The organism is Rhodococcus sp. AH-ZY2 (assembly GCF_030916465.1).
GTDB classification, from domain to species: domain Bacteria; phylum Actinomycetota; class Actinomycetes; order Mycobacteriales; family Mycobacteriaceae; genus Rhodococcus; species Rhodococcus ruber.
This window is the reverse complement of the sequence record NZ_CP126458.1, coordinates 5,408,248-5,421,316: the sequence shown is the minus strand read 5'-3', so window position 1 is coordinate 5,421,316 and position 13,069 is coordinate 5,408,248. Positions and strand designations below refer to the sequence as shown.

Here is a 13,069-nt window from a genome sequence, read left to right as displayed (position 1 = left end):
GTCGTGCAGATGTCTTAGGAAAGGCCTTGTCGCAGTTGCTCGAAGGCGGCTCGGACGAGCTCCTCCGGGGACGTCGCCCCCGAGGTGCCGGCGAGCCACAGTTCGACTGCCGACTTCATGGCCGAGACCGCGGCGTAGCGGACCAGGCTCGGATACAGGTCGACCCGGGGGTCGGTGCCGGTGCGCTCGGCGATGGCCTCGACGAGCAGTTGCGAGGCGCGCACTTCCATCTCGACGCGGCGCGCCAGCAGGGCGGGGCTCTGTTCGAGCAGCTCCGTGGTCGTGCACAGCTCGACGAAGTCACCGCCGGGATCCGAAACTATTTCCCGTGCAACGGCTTCCATCGATTCCCACACGGGCTCACCGGCGGGCCGCGCGTGCAGGCGCCCGACCCACGCGTGCACCAACCCCTCGAGGTGCGCGAGGACGGCCTCTTCCTTACCGGCGAAGTAGTTGTGGAAGGTGCGGGTGGACACCCCGGCCCGGGCGGCGATGGCGTCGGCCGTGACACCGTCGAGCCCCCTCTCCCGCGCGAGGTCGGCCGCGGCCGCGACGAGCGCTGCTCGCGTGGCGGCCTTCTTGCGGTCGCGCAGGCCGGGCGAAGTGGTCACGTCTTCCACGGTACGCACCTTGCAGAGTCCTGCAAATTTGCAGAGTCCTGCAAGAATATGTGTTTGCCCACACCGCTCCGCACGGTGTGGCGGCGCTCACGTGCGGCGTCGCTCCCAGGCGCCCGGATCGGCGGTCAGGTCGGACACGAACCCGGGAAGATCGTCCGCGACGACGTCGGCGAGGGTGACCTCCTCGAGGACGGCCCGCAGATTCACCCGCACCGCGATCCACACGTCGCGCAGGCGTTCGGCCGGTCCGGTGTAGACCACGTCCTCCGGCCGCTGGCCGCGCACCGACGCGAGCGGGCCCTCCACGGTGCGGATGATGTCCGCGACGGAGATCTTCTCGGGCGGCCGCGCCAGCCAGTACCCACCCTCCGGGCCGCGGCGACTGCGCACCAGCCCGCCCCGGCGCAGGTCGCCGAGCACCGCCTCGAGGAACTTGTGCGGGATGTTCTGCGCCCGCGCCAGGTTCTCGGCCTTGGCGGGCGCCTCGCCTGCCGCCGCGAGTTCGAGCAGCGTGCGCACGGCATAGTCCACCCGGGCGGTGATGTGCACGTCGCGCTCCTCGGTTCGATCCTGCGCCGCCGGCGGCGACGGACACAGAATTCCTACCAAACCGGGGGAAAAGCGCGCGAGTCCCGTCCCGCGATCGCCGGTCACGCGGTGACCGTGCGCCGACGCGCCGACGCCGCACACAGCGCGAGCCCGACGACGACCCATGCGCTCAGCACCAGCACCGCCGTCCCACCGCCGTGTCCGTCGAAGAAGGCGACCGAGCGGACCACGGTCCCCGCGGCGCCCGGTGGCAGCAACTGGCCGAACGCACCCCATCCCTGCGGCAACCACGCCGCGGTGGTCGCGAAGCCCGACAGCGGGTTGCCGACGAACAGCATCAGGACCGCACCGGCACCGAAGCCGGGCAGGCCGAAGAGCGACTCGAGGCCCAGCAGGGGCAGCGAGACGGCGGCCAGGCTCAGCGCGAGCGCCCCCGCGGTCGCCCAGTAGTTCCCGGTCAGGCTGCCGAACCCGAACTGCAGGACGGCAGTGAGAGTCAGCCCCGCGAGCACCGCGAAGCCGATCGCGCCGAGCACGCGCAGGCCGACGCGCCCGGGGAACAACCTGACGAGCGCGATCGCCGGCACCAGACCGCCGAGAACCAGGGGCAGGGCCAGCGAGTTCAGGCCGGCCCCGGCCGGGTCGTCGGCGGGCAGCGGCACGACGTCGCGCACGGGGACGGGCCGTCCGAGTGTCTGCGACAGTCCGGCGGCCGTGGCGGTCAGCACCTGCGCGACGGGGGCCCCGCCCGCGCCGGCGACATACATCGCGGGCCCGTCCGGTTCGACGGCGAGACCGCCGACGACCGCACGCTGCTCGATCGCCGTGCGCAGCGCCTCCACGTCGTCGTATCGCTGTGGCGAGAACGCGCCCGGCCGGGCGTCGGCGAGACCGGCCTCGATCCGGGCGACGGCCTGGTCCGGCCCGGCGACGCCGATCTTCAGAGCGTGCGGGCCGCTGTTCACGGCGGGCGCGGCGAAGGCGACGAGCATCAGGGCGATCACGGCGGTGAGCGCGAACACGACGCCGACGACGCGGACGGCGGCGGGCGGCGTGTGCCGGGCGGTGGAGGTGTCCGGGGAGGAGGTCGGGGCGGCCATGACGACTCCTTGAAGTGGAGGATTGCTCTCCGTTTATGTGGAGTATATTCCTCCGGTAGGAGCGGGGATGTCAACCCGCCGACCACAGGAGAGTGCATGCGCGCCGACGCCGCCCGCCGCCGCGAGGCCCTGATCCTCGCCGCCCGCGACGTGCTCGCCGAACGGGGACACGACGCACCCCTCGACGCCATCGCCGAGCGTGCCGGCGTGGGCATCGCCACCCTCTACCGCAACTTCCCCACGCGCGACGATCTCGCGCACGCGGTGGCCCGTCGCACCCTCATCGAGGCGGGCGCGGCCGCGGACCGCGCCCTCGCCGCGATGGCGTCGGATCCCGAACGCGCCTGGACGGAATTCGTCGACACCGCCGTCCGGCTGCGGCTCGGCGCCCTGATCCCGGCCCTCATCGTCGAGAGCTACCGGGAACTGCCCGATGACGTCCTCGAGATCCGGGAGGGCACCAAGGCGCGCGTCACCGAACTCGTCCACGCCGCACAGCGAGCAGGTCTCGTCCGCGACGACGTCCGGCCGATCGAGGTGATCATGGCGGTCGCCCGGCTCACCCGGCCCCACGTGCGGTTCGTCGACGACGTCGTGCCCGGCCTCGTGCCCCGGATGATCGCGATCTACCTCGCCGGCCTGCGCCCCGACGGCCGGCCGCTGCCCCGGTGACCGCCGGACCTCCGTAGTGACCGGCAACACATTCCGGTAGATTGGACGCCTGTTCACATCACTCCCGGAGGACCGAATGTGGGAGACCCTGACGGCGTCCTGGGCGTCGCTGCTCGAGCCCCTGCACGACCCCGTCGCGCTGGCCATCCCGGCGTTCCTGCTGTTCCTCGCTCTCGAGTGGGCCGCCGCGCGCACGCTCGAGCACGTCGAACCCGGGGCCGACGGGCACACCCGCCCGCCCCGCGGTGGCTACGAGGCCCGTGACGCACGCACGAGCATCTCCATGGGACTCGTCTCCATCGGCACCAGCGCCGCGTGGAAGGTGCTGGCTCTCGTCGGCTACTCGGCGATCTGGGTGTATCTCGCACCGTGGCACCTACCGGCGGACGCCTGGTACACGTGGGCGATCCTGATCCTCGGCATCGACGTGCTCTACTACTGGTACCACCGGACGGCACACCGGGTGCGCCTGGTGTGGGCGACCCACCAGGCGCATCACTCGAGCGAGTACTTCAACTTCGCCACCGCCCTGCGCCAGAAGTGGAACAACAGCGGCGAGATCCTCATGTGGCTGCCGCTGCCCTTCCTCGGCATCCCGCCGTGGATGGTGTTCGTCGGATTCTCCGTCTCGCTCGTGTACCAGTTCTTCGTGCACACCGAGCGGGTGGGCACGCTGCCCCGGCCCGTCGAGTTCGTCTTCAACACCCCGTCGCACCATCGGGTGCACCACGGCTGCGACCCCGAATACCTCGACCGCAACTACGGCGGCATCCTGATCCTCTGGGACCGCCTGTTCGGCACCTTCCGCCGCGAGACCCACCGCCCCACGTACGGACTCACCAAGCCCGTCGGCACCTACAACATCTGGCGGCTGCAGACGCACGAATACCAGGCCATCGCCCGCGACTGGCGTACCGCGACCCGCGGGCGCGACAAGCTGGGGTACGTGTTCGGCCCTCCGGGCTGGGCGCCGTCGCGCCCGGCCACGGTCACGAGTGCGCAGTTGTCGTCACGACACGCCGGGTGACCCGACGAGAACTGCACATTCGACGAACGACAACGGCCCCGATCCGGTGAATCGGATCGGGGCCGTTCGTGGCGGTGGCGGAGGGATTTGAACCCTTGCAGACCACCAGGCCAGAGGGCCGAAAACGCTTCTACCTGCCGATTCACCCCTCACGGGATCACTCCAAATCACCCGGTTTGGAGGAGAAGTGTGCCCAAAATGTGCCCACGCCCGAGCCTCGAACGGGGCGGGGATGCGCACCGAATAGGGATCGCACAAGCGTTCGACTCGAGATAGTGTCAGCGGCGCGGGCCGGTGGAGCAGAACGCTCGGGAAGCACCGGCCCGCCCCCAGGGCATCCACCCCTACCCGGGGGTGACACGGCGGACCCTTGGCCTACCGCCCATCTCCCCCCGCTTCCCCCCAGAATCCCCAGACCCGTACCCAAGGCGCCCAGCTAGGCCTTAGGAGGTCCGCTGGGCCCCGGGGCGGGGGGTGACCGCCAGGGGCAAAGACACCCCTCGGGGGGGTGGTGGAAAAAACGACAGAGGGGGCGGCTGCGTAAACCGGAGGTAGCGCCGCGGGGTGGTCCAACGGTGCCATGCCCTGGGCGGGGGGTACGCGGGGGGATATCGGCCCTAAGCCGAGGATGGTCCAGGTCAGGGGGTGGAGGGACGGGGCCGGGTGCACCTATCCAGCTCTCTCCCGCTGTCTAGGGTGCCGTGGGAAAAAAGCGTAGAGAGAGACCTCACCTAAGCCGAGGATGGCGGGAGCTGGGGTGTGGCGGGAGGGGCCGGGCAGGTGTGGACGTGGGTCCGGCCCGGCCCGAGAGTCTGAGAGGACACGCTCGGGTCGGGCCGGGTGTTCCTGCGTGAAGCAGCACGCAGGAGGTCTGTGGTTAGCCGAGTAGGAACGGATGCACGTTCGGGTACGTCTCGGCTGGCACGGTGTCGATGCTGAAGGCGCGGGCTCCGCTGGTCTGGCAGAGCTTCTGTAGCTGGGTGATCTCACTCGGCCAGTACATGCCGCGGCGTGTGGTGCTGGTGTCGATGGTTTGGGTGAAGGGCCCGGCGGCTTGTGAGACGACAGCGCCGGTGCCGGCGTCGTGCCAGCGGAGGAGTGCGCCGCGGATGATTGCTTTGGCGGCGCCGGCGGCGGTGAAGGTGTCCTCGAGGATGCAGGGCGCCACGATGGCCGCGACTGCGAGTGCGTCCTCGATCATCGCGGTTGCTTTGCCCGGGTCGATATCCGGGGCGAATGGTGTCAGGTCGTCGATGCTGAGGGTGACCGCGGCCATCGTGTGCCCTCCTGTCAGGCGGGGTTGGTGACGGTGAAGGTACCGACCCGGTCGGGGCGCACGAGGTTGGCGCCGAACCGGAACGTGCAGCGCAGCCCGATGCTGTCGCTGTTGAAATACACCTGATCGGACACGGCGAGCTGTACCTCACCGACTGCCGAGACCACTGCACTCTTGTCGATGACCAGTCCGGTACCGGCGGTCATCGCGGACGAGACGAGCACGGGCAGGTCCAGCAGGCTCTTGGTGGCGTCGGTGGTTCCGGCCCCGAGGAGGGTCTGTGCCGACCCGGTGGCGGTCTTGAACTTCCGCAGCGAAGCCCACGCGTCGGGCGCGAGGAGGATGTGCGTGGGGGTGGCGCCGTTGCCCTCGAGGGTGGCAATCAGGTCGACCAGGGCGTCGAGGTCCCCGGCGACTGCACCGCCCGCTTCGATGCCGGTGACGTTGAGCAGTCCGGCGGGCGGGGTGACCGCGGGAGCGACCGGGGCGGCCTGCGCGATGTACGCCTCATTGGCCTTCTTGATGACAGCACGGCGGACACTCTCGGACAGCATCTGTGCGGTGCCGGTCTGGCTGTACTGCTCCCGGGAGAGGCGCACGAGCTGGGCGACCTTGCCGGTGTGCACGAGGACTTCGGACAGCGCCGGATCATCCTCGGGGATCTCGGTGCCTTCGGCGACGAACTGGGCCGCGGCGTCGTCGACGTAGGCGACACGCACGGCGGGTTCGTCGCCTTCGATGCGGCCGGTGACGGTGGAGGTCTGGAGGACCAGGGCGTCGGGGATGACTTCGGACGCGGCGAACGCGGTGATATCCGGGGACCAGGCCTTGGCGCTGGTGAGTGTGGTTTCAGTAGCCATGATGGATTCCTTCGGTTCAGGCAGCATGAAAGCCGCCGGCGATGATGGTGATTTCGCTCGGGCGGCACCTGGCCTGTCCGATCGGCCCTCCTGGGGCTTCCGTGTCCGCGGGTCGGGCTCCCGGCCCGGTACCTGCGTTCAAGGCAAGTATACCGGGCCGGGGTACCAATTACTTCGCGGTGAAGGCGTTCGTCCATCGGTCGCTGGCACGGACCCGCGGGTTGTTGCCTTCGCGGGGAACGATGTTGCCGTTCCTGGGGTGGCTGACACCGAGTCGGGTCACGGCGTCATCGACGGTGGCGGCGACCTTCGCGGGGTCGATGGTGCCGTCGTCGGTGAGGAGCTGATCGACGGTGACACCGGTTGCCCAGAAGCCCTCGGTGGGGATGCGGTGCTTGCTTGCGACTTCGCTGTCGATCGCTGCGCGCCGGAGGTTTTCGACCTGTTCGAGCAGGGCGTCGCGTTCCTTCTCGGTTTCGCGGAGCCGCCGGCGGTACTTCGCGGCTTCTTTGCCTTCGTCGACCTCGGGAGCCGGTTCGGTGGTTTCGGTTTCGGGGGTGTCGGTCTGGTCGACAACCTCGGCGGTGTCGTCGGTGTTCTGGTCGGTCTGCTGTTCGGTCATGATGGTTCCTTTCACTTGGGGTCGGGCAGGATGCGGACGTTGGGCACGTCCTCGGGGGTGAGGTCGAGTTCGGCGAGCTGACGGAGGGTCAATGCCACTCCCCCGAAGGTGATTTGCTCGGTGCGGCTCGGTTCGACTCCGATCGGGACACCGTCGAGGTCGGTGAGGACTTGGCCGGGGTAGGTGGCGGTGACGGCCCTGCCGGTCATCGCGTCCATACGGAGCACATCTTCTCGGGTCAGGCCGGATCCGGGCACGACGTCGCGGGGATGGTCGTCTCGGAACAGGTCTGCGAGGAAGTCGCGGTCGTCGGGTTCCATGGGGTTCCTTCCTGGGGCATGGTTTCGGGTTCCATTGCTGCGTCGTGCAGCTGGTCGGCGAGGGTGAGGGCTTCCTCGGGGCTCATCGCTAGGAACAGTCCTGCGATGCGGAGCAGGACGGGGCGGCGGGCACCGAGGTCGACGGTGATGCGCGGGCTCACGTTCCGGGCGTGCAGCTTCACGCAGGCACCTTCTTTCGGGTGGCGTGGTCGATGCTGCGGATGCGTCCGGCCCAGAGTCCGGCGGCGTCGTGTTCGAGGCTGGCGGCGTAGCAGGCGGTGCGGACCGGGCAGCCGCGGCAGATGTTCGCGGCGTAGGCGAGGCGTTCGGAGCGGGCCTCGGTGGTTTCGCCGGGGAGTTCGTCGTCGAACAGTGGGGCTTTGCCGGCGCACCGGGCGCCCTCGAGGCGAGGGTCGACCAGTGCGGTAAGGGTGAGGGTGTGTGGGGGCCGGGATTTGCGTCTGGTCACTTGGCACTCTCCTGGGTGTTGAGGAACCGCGTGGAATCGAGTCGCCGAAGCAGGTAGCGCAGGTCACGAGCAAACAGGTCTGCGACTTCGAGTGCCGTGTCTCGGTCGTAGTAGGTGCCGTCAACTTTGAGCATGATGTCGAATGCCCCCGGCGCGACCTCGACGGTGTGGATCTCGAGCCAATCGCGGCGGCTTTCGAGGAAGTCGTCAGCGCTGACATAGGCGCCACGAGTGTTGTCTGTCATGCTGCGTCTCCTTCGGCGGCGGTGCGCTTCACGATGCACTCGACGTGCGCCGCGACATTGGGGTTGCAGGGGTTACCGCAGACCGTGCACAGGCGCTCGGGGTCAGCGCGCACAATCCCTTGCTCCCTTGCTCCCTTGCTCCCTTGGGAGTTGGCGCTCTCATGGATACCCTCTCTGACCTGCAAGGGAGCAGAAGAGTGCAAGGGAGCAGTGTTCTCAGGTGTCGCACCCTTGCCGCCGTTCTCTGCTCCCTTGGGAGCGCCCTCCTGCGGGATGTCGAGGCGGCGCCAGAACCACGGCCCGGGGATCTCGGGCCGGTAGACATCGATCACGGGGGACTCCCTGTTGATGCGACTCTTGGCGCGCTTCGCCTTATCGGTCGAGTACCCTGCGGCGTTGGCTGCGGAGTAGACATCCTTCGCGGCTACGGCCCCGGAGGAGAGAAGATCCTTTAACCACTTGTCGATCTCGTCGTGGTTGCTGGTGTCCTCGAGAGTCTTCGGAGCTGAGCGGAGGACGTCGCCGGCGGTGCGGTCGGACTCTCCGACGATGACGAACCGGCCGACCTCTGCTGACTTGCCGCTGTCGGTGGTCACGGTCGCCGATTCGATCCGGTACGTCAGGGCGAGGTCTTCCTCACCGATGGAGTTCTTCTCCTGCGACATGATGCGTTCGCCGTCCTCGGATTCCGGGTCCTTCACGAAACCGAAGACGGTGCGGGCGACCTCGCCGAAGGCGGACGAGCCGTTGATACCGGCGACGACATCGCCGTTGCCGGACTTGTTCAGGTGGGCGATTCCGACCACGATTCCGTCGATCGCTTCGGCGAGGTGTGCCCACGGTTCGATCAGTGAGCGCACTTCGTTGTTGCGGTTGATGTCGGTCTTCGATCCGATTGTGGACATCAGCGGGTCGACGACGACGACCTTCACGTGATGCGCGATCAGTTCGTCGGTGAGGGCTTGCATGTCTTGTGAGGACAGGAACTTGACCTCTTTGCCGGCGAACTTGACGGTGGGCGTGTACACGCGTCCGAGGTCAGCGCCAGCGGCTCTGAGTCCGGGCTTGACGACGTACTTGGCGGATTCCTCGGCCGCGATGTACGCGACGTTGACCGGCTTTCCCTCCCATGCGCCGGCGAGTGTGCCGTTGGAAAACGAGGAAGCGAACCACCTTCCTGCGGTGGACTTGCCGGCGCCGGGGCGTCCGGCGAACAGGGAGAGCGCACCGAGCGGTATCTTGCCCTTGCCGCCGTACTCCCACACCCACACGGGTACGTCGTCCTGCACGGTGGTGATGGGTTCAAGCCTGACGACGCGCATGGGTTGCGGGTCCTGATCGTGGTCGGTCATGCGGCCCTCCCGATGGTGCGCTGGGCGGACCTCAGGCAGGTGTCGATCTCTCTGTCGTCGAGGCCGACGGACTGTGCGGCCGCTCGGATCTCGTCCACCAACAACTGCTCCCCTCTTTCGAGGGCGCGGCAGAACGCCCAGAACGTCATTGCATTCCGGTCCCCGTGCGCAGCTTCACAGACCTTGCGGACGATGCCGTTGCCGCGTCGTTCGGGGCTGAAAACGGTGGGCTGCGGTATGTACTTCGGCGGCTCTACAAGAGGGAGCAGTCTTGCCGGGAGGGGTTTGATTTCGAGGTCCTGTTCGATCACGTAGGGGCGTCCGGTGTCGGGATGGATTGAGCCGGGCATGACGGTGTATCCGGTGCGCCAGGATTTGAGGTCGATGCCGGGGTGGTCAGCGAGCTTGCCGCGGATGGTGCCGTGGAATCGGAAGTAGGCGTGTCGGCCGCCGCTGCCGGTGCGGACCACGAGTGTGTCGAGTACGGCCGAACCGAGGGCGTCGAGGTTGCCACCGTTGCGGGGGTCTTCGTCGAGGACGATGACGCCTTCACGGGTGCCTCCCCAATTGCACCGTGGGTACTGGCGGGCGAGGCGGTTCAGCACGTCCCTGTCGGTGGTGAAGTTGTGGAATCCGCCGGGCAGGAACGCTTTTTTACCGTCGAGCGGCCCGAGGGCGAAACCCTTCTCGAGCATCGTGCGGGGATGGTTGACGGTCATGCCGCAACCGCCTTGGCGGTGCGGCGCCAGACACGCGCCGGGGCGTCCCAGTCGTCCGCTGTGGCGCGCGGACCGTAACCGGCATGCTCGACATACCCGCGGCGGTTCAGCTCTCGCATGAGGGCACCTCGGCGGCTGGGCTTGTCCTCGACGTAGCCGGGCAGGTACAGAGCGAGTTGTGCCGCGGTGAAGGTGGCGCCTTCGGGCAGGTCGGCTACCAACTGCCGGGCAAGGGTCATCATGTCGGGGTGGGCGCCGGCGAGGGCCTTGTCGGCTCCGTGGGGGGTATTGTTGTCTCGACGCATTCGGCTGCGTCCTTTCTGGTTTGGGCCGGGGAGCTTCTGCGGGCTCCCCGGCTCGCGGCGTTCATCGAATGTGTGCGGGTTCGGTGAGCGCGGTAGAGCTGTTGTCAGGTCAATGGGTCCTCCGCATTGCGCGAGTGGCGGATTCGCCGAATGCGTCGCGGTCGCGGTGGGGCGTGTCCCACATAGGTGCGAGCAACAGGGCGATGTTCTCGGTGAACAGGGTCACGATGAGGACCAGCTCGAGGGTGCTCACTTCGCCTCCCCCAGTTCGGCGAGCAGGCGTGCCGCGGTGGTGAGTGCGTCAATCAGGGAGCAGATTCCGTCGCGGTTCAACTCGGCGTCGGTCGAGACGTGGGCGACGGGGCCGGTGCGGACGATTCGCCCGTCGGTGATTTCGTCGGTGACGACGAGTCTCACGGCGCCGGCGGGGTTGTCGATGTATCGATCCCAGAATCGGACGATGCGGCCGTTGTTGTCGGGGAACCATTCGTCGGGGGTGAGTCCATCGAATCCGGGCGGGGTGGCGATTTCGTCGACTTGTGCTGCGGCCGCTGCGGCGATGTTCGTCTCGTGCTCGTACTGGGCGCCGAAGAGGGCGAACTCGAGGAGCTGGGCCTGGCTGTATCCGTTGTCGGCTACCTCGGACAGTCGGCCGCGGATCTTCTCGGCTTGCTCGGCGGTGACCGTGCAGTGGTTCGCGGCGGCAGCTTCGACTAACTCGGCTGCGTCTGGGAGAATGTTCAAAGGATCGGTTCCTTCCTGGGGGTTGGGGCGGTTCGTGCCCTCGGAGTCGGTGCCAGCCGCTCCGGGGGCGTTCTCGTTGTTCTGCGGTTCGTAGTCGTGTTCGACGTTGAGCAGGTGATGTAGGCGCCTGGGGTAGTCACAGCGCTTGCACGTCGGCTCCGAACCGAAGTAGCCGTCTCTCATGCGGCGCCCGGTCGGTCATCGGTTCGCTGCATGAGATTCGCCTCTGTCCAGGCGTGAACGTCCGACCACCGGTACAGGACCCTCCGGCCGTGCTTGACGAACTTCGGACCGATGCCGCGGTATCGGTCGTTGGCGAGCTTTGCCGGCGTGGTGCGCAGGAATTCAGCTACCTCGTCGGTGGTGGCAAGTGGCGATTCGGGCATCTTTCCCGTTCCTCCTCGTTCGATGATTGGGTGATTCAACACCCGCACATACTGTTATACAGTGATTGAGCGGGATATGCAATACCCAATCGCGAGAGGGTGTTGAAAAAGTCGCTCATAGAGGAGCACCCTTACCCAATGCCGAAGATCACCGGAAGGTCGACGACGATGCCTAACCATGAGGTCGCGCCAGGACTACTCGGATACGAACACCTCGAGGTCAGCAGCGGTCCAGACGACGGACTCGCCTACCACGTGACTGCACGGATCGAACCTCACGGCGGCAAGTACGTCGTTACTAAGCTCGTCGCCGAACAGGTGCCAGGGGGCCCGCCAATCCAGCGCGGCGAGTTGGCGAAGATCTCAATGGAGCCGCTTGTTCGGGAGGCGGCCCGAGAGGTCAACGTCACCTCGGGAGGCGACACGAGTCGCCCCATTGCCAGCGCACCCGAGTTCTGGGACCGGATCGGCTCAGGAGAACCCATCGCAGATGAGGATCTGCCACATTTGGCGGCACTGTATCGATGGGTCCGGCTGCAGGACGGTCGACCTACCACGATCATGGCGCGGGACTTCAATGTTTCGCAGGCCACAGTCCGGCGGTGGCTTGTGCGGGCTGTGGAGGCTGGTCACCTCACCCAAGAGGAACGGACCAAGTAGACCGTGGCGACGATTGAGTCGTACGAGACTGCCACGGGCAAGCGGTACATGGTCCGATTCCGCACACCCGACCGAACCCAGTCGAAAAAGCGCGGATTCAAGACCAAGCGCGACGCCGAAGCATTCGCCGCAACCGTCGAGGTCGAGAAGATGCGCGGCGAATACGTACCCCCATCCCTCGGCCGCATCACCCTCAGCGAGCTCGCCCCCGAATGGCTCGAACGCAAACAAGCGGACGTCGCACCGTCGAACTACCGCACCCTCGATTCGGCGTGGAGAACCCACGTGCAACCGCGGTGGGGCTCGGTGCGGATCGCGGACGTCGAGCTGGCACGAGTGGAGCAGTGGATAGCGCAGATGCAGCGAGACGGCAGCGGCGCGACAACAGTCGTCCGGGCCTATGGGGTGCTCGCAGCGATCCTCGATGACGCCGTGAAGTCGCGCCGGCTGGCAAGCAACCCCGCCCGTGGAGTCGAGAACCTGCCACGGAAGACCACCAAACGGCGCGTGTACCTGTCGGCCGAGGACGTCGCCCGCCTTGCCGTCGAGTCCGGCCAGTATCGACCCTTGGTGCTCATGCTCGCCTATACCGGCCTGCGGTGGGGCGAGGCGGTCGCGCTGCGAGTGCGTGACGTCGAGTTCCTGCGCCGGCGGCTGACCGTGCACGACAACGCCGTGCAACTCGGGGTCGATCACGCGGTAGGGCGGACCAAGAGCAAGCGCACCCGGTCGGTTCCGGTGCCTGAGTTCGTCCTAGACGAGCTGTCCGTACTGTGCCGGGGTAAAGGGCCCGAGGATCTTGTGTTTCCCGGGCCGAACGGCGCCTACCTTCCCCGGCCGAAGTCGAACGGCGGATGGTTCGCCGGCGCAGTGAAGCGAGCCGGGGTGCAGACGATCACCCCCCATGATCTGCGGCACACCGCGGCATCGCTGGCAGTCAGTGCGGGGGTGAACGTCCTCGCCCTGGCGCGGATGCTCGGGCACACCTCGGCCAAGGTCACCTTGGACACGTACGCGGACCTGTTCGATAGCGACCTAGACGCCGTTGCCGTCACCCTTCATGCCCGCTACTCACAGGCAAGTGTGCCCAAAGTGTGCCCAAACGAGGCCTAGCCGCACTGCACGGAGACAGCAAAACGGCCC

21 protein-coding genes are annotated in these 13,069 nt (G+C 67.4%); 5 read left to right on the top strand and 16 right to left on the bottom strand.

Annotation, left to right across the window (positions count from 1 at the left end):
• Nucleotides 1-14: 14 nt before the first annotated feature.
• The 3 genes from QNA09_RS25950 to QNA09_RS25940 form a co-directional block, all read right to left on the bottom strand.
• Complete coding sequence (locus QNA09_RS25950) at nt 15-611, bottom strand: TetR/AcrR family transcriptional regulator (RefSeq protein ID WP_228287146.1); 597 nt, start codon at nt 609-611, stop codon at nt 15-17.
• A 96-nt stretch (nt 612-707) separates the two neighbouring features.
• The gene (locus QNA09_RS25945; RefSeq protein WP_010594854.1) at nt 708-1,169 is read right to left on the bottom strand and encodes an Rrf2 family transcriptional regulator; all 462 of its coding nucleotides are present in this window, start codon (nt 1,167-1,169) and stop codon (nt 708-710) included.
• A gap of 101 nt (nt 1,170-1,270) precedes the next feature.
• The gene (locus QNA09_RS25940) at nt 1,271-2,269 is read right to left on the bottom strand and encodes a hypothetical protein (protein ID WP_102031874.1); all 999 of its coding nucleotides are present in this window, start codon (nt 2,267-2,269) and stop codon (nt 1,271-1,273) included.
• A 96-nt stretch (nt 2,270-2,365) separates the two neighbouring features.
• Here QNA09_RS25940 and QNA09_RS25935 point away from each other — a divergent pair, with 96 nt between their 5' ends.
• Together QNA09_RS25935 and QNA09_RS25930 are read left to right on the top strand one after the other, a co-directional pair.
• The gene (locus QNA09_RS25935; protein WP_048773592.1) at nt 2,366-2,941 is read left to right on the top strand and encodes a TetR/AcrR family transcriptional regulator; all 576 of its coding nucleotides are present in this window, start codon (nt 2,366-2,368) and stop codon (nt 2,939-2,941) included.
• A 76-nt stretch (nt 2,942-3,017) separates the two neighbouring features.
• The gene (locus QNA09_RS25930) at nt 3,018-3,968 is read left to right on the top strand and encodes a sterol desaturase family protein (protein ID WP_010594851.1); all 951 of its coding nucleotides are present in this window, start codon (nt 3,018-3,020) and stop codon (nt 3,966-3,968) included.
• A gap of 877 nt (nt 3,969-4,845) precedes the next feature.
• Here QNA09_RS25930 and QNA09_RS25925 read toward each other — a convergent pair.
• The 13 genes from QNA09_RS25925 to QNA09_RS25865 all read right to left on the bottom strand — a co-directional run bounded on the left by QNA09_RS25925 (nt 4,846) and on the right by QNA09_RS25865 (nt 11,221).
• Nucleotides 4,846-5,244, bottom strand: coding sequence for a hypothetical protein (locus QNA09_RS25925; protein ID WP_308072161.1), 399 nt, complete (start codon nt 5,242-5,244; stop codon nt 4,846-4,848).
• A 14-nt stretch (nt 5,245-5,258) separates the two neighbouring features.
• On the bottom strand, nt 5,259-6,104 hold the full coding sequence (locus QNA09_RS25920) for a phage major capsid protein (protein WP_308072160.1): 846 nt from the start codon (nt 6,102-6,104) through the stop codon (nt 5,259-5,261).
• A 169-nt stretch (nt 6,105-6,273) separates the two neighbouring features.
• A complete protein-coding gene (locus QNA09_RS25915; protein ID WP_308072159.1) occupies nt 6,274-6,726 on the bottom strand; it encodes a hypothetical protein in 453 nt (150 codons plus the stop codon).
• Between the two features lie 11 nt (nt 6,727-6,737).
• Nucleotides 6,738-7,046: a hypothetical protein gene (locus QNA09_RS25910; RefSeq protein WP_308072158.1), complete on the bottom strand. Its 309-nt coding sequence runs from the start codon at nt 7,044-7,046 to the stop codon at nt 6,738-6,740.
• Nucleotides 6,965-7,228, bottom strand: coding sequence for a hypothetical protein (locus tag QNA09_RS25905; RefSeq protein ID WP_308072157.1), 264 nt, complete (start codon nt 7,226-7,228; stop codon nt 6,965-6,967). Before QNA09_RS25905 ends, QNA09_RS25910 begins: the two co-directional genes overlap by 82 nt.
• Complete coding sequence (locus tag QNA09_RS25900; RefSeq protein WP_308072156.1) at nt 7,225-7,515, bottom strand: WhiB family transcriptional regulator; 291 nt, start codon at nt 7,513-7,515, stop codon at nt 7,225-7,227. The genes QNA09_RS25905 and QNA09_RS25900 overlap by 4 nt, the downstream gene beginning before the upstream one ends.
• Nucleotides 7,512-7,760 (bottom strand): hypothetical protein, encoded by a 249-nt coding sequence (locus QNA09_RS25895; RefSeq protein ID WP_308072155.1) that lies wholly within the window; start codon nt 7,758-7,760, stop codon nt 7,512-7,514. Before QNA09_RS25895 ends, QNA09_RS25900 begins: the two co-directional genes overlap by 4 nt.
• Nucleotides 7,757-9,112 carry an AAA family ATPase gene (locus QNA09_RS25890; protein WP_308072154.1) on the bottom strand — a complete coding sequence of 452 codons (1,356 nt, stop codon included), beginning with the start codon at nt 9,110-9,112 and terminating at the stop codon, nt 7,757-7,759. Before QNA09_RS25890 ends, QNA09_RS25895 begins: the two co-directional genes overlap by 4 nt.
• Nucleotides 9,109-9,831 (bottom strand): bifunctional DNA primase/polymerase, encoded by a 723-nt coding sequence (locus tag QNA09_RS25885; protein WP_308072153.1) that lies wholly within the window; start codon nt 9,829-9,831, stop codon nt 9,109-9,111. Before QNA09_RS25885 ends, QNA09_RS25890 begins: the two co-directional genes overlap by 4 nt.
• Complete coding sequence (locus tag QNA09_RS25880; RefSeq protein WP_308072152.1) at nt 9,828-10,136, bottom strand: hypothetical protein; 309 nt, start codon at nt 10,134-10,136, stop codon at nt 9,828-9,830. Before QNA09_RS25880 ends, QNA09_RS25885 begins: the two co-directional genes overlap by 4 nt.
• A gap of 109 nt (nt 10,137-10,245) precedes the next feature.
• Nucleotides 10,246-10,389, bottom strand: a complete 144-nt coding sequence (locus QNA09_RS25875; protein WP_308072151.1) for a hypothetical protein — start codon at nt 10,387-10,389, stop codon at nt 10,246-10,248.
• Nucleotides 10,386-10,880 carry a hypothetical protein gene (locus QNA09_RS25870; protein ID WP_308072150.1) on the bottom strand — a complete coding sequence of 165 codons (495 nt, stop codon included), beginning with the start codon at nt 10,878-10,880 and terminating at the stop codon, nt 10,386-10,388. The genes QNA09_RS25875 and QNA09_RS25870 overlap by 4 nt, the downstream gene beginning before the upstream one ends.
• A 179-nt stretch (nt 10,881-11,059) precedes the next feature.
• The gene (locus tag QNA09_RS25865) at nt 11,060-11,221 is read right to left on the bottom strand and encodes a DNA-binding protein (RefSeq protein WP_308072488.1); all 162 of its coding nucleotides are present in this window, start codon (nt 11,219-11,221) and stop codon (nt 11,060-11,062) included.
• Here QNA09_RS25865 and QNA09_RS25860 point away from each other — a divergent pair.
• The 3 genes from QNA09_RS25860 (at nt 11,153) to QNA09_RS25850 (ending at nt 13,039) form a co-directional block, all read left to right on the top strand.
• Nucleotides 11,153-11,335 carry a hypothetical protein gene (locus tag QNA09_RS25860; protein ID WP_308072490.1) on the top strand — a complete coding sequence of 61 codons (183 nt, stop codon included), beginning with the start codon at nt 11,153-11,155 and terminating at the stop codon, nt 11,333-11,335. The two genes, QNA09_RS25865 and QNA09_RS25860, sit on opposite strands and share 69 nt — an antisense overlap.
• Nucleotides 11,336-11,404: 69 nt before the next feature.
• Complete coding sequence (locus QNA09_RS25855) at nt 11,405-11,926, top strand: hypothetical protein (RefSeq protein WP_308072149.1); 522 nt, start codon at nt 11,405-11,407, stop codon at nt 11,924-11,926.
• 3 nt (nt 11,927-11,929) lie between these two features.
• A complete protein-coding gene (locus QNA09_RS25850) occupies nt 11,930-13,039 on the top strand; it encodes a tyrosine-type recombinase/integrase (RefSeq protein WP_308072148.1) in 1,110 nt (369 codons plus the stop codon).
• The last annotated feature ends 30 nt before the right edge of the window (nt 13,040-13,069 follow it).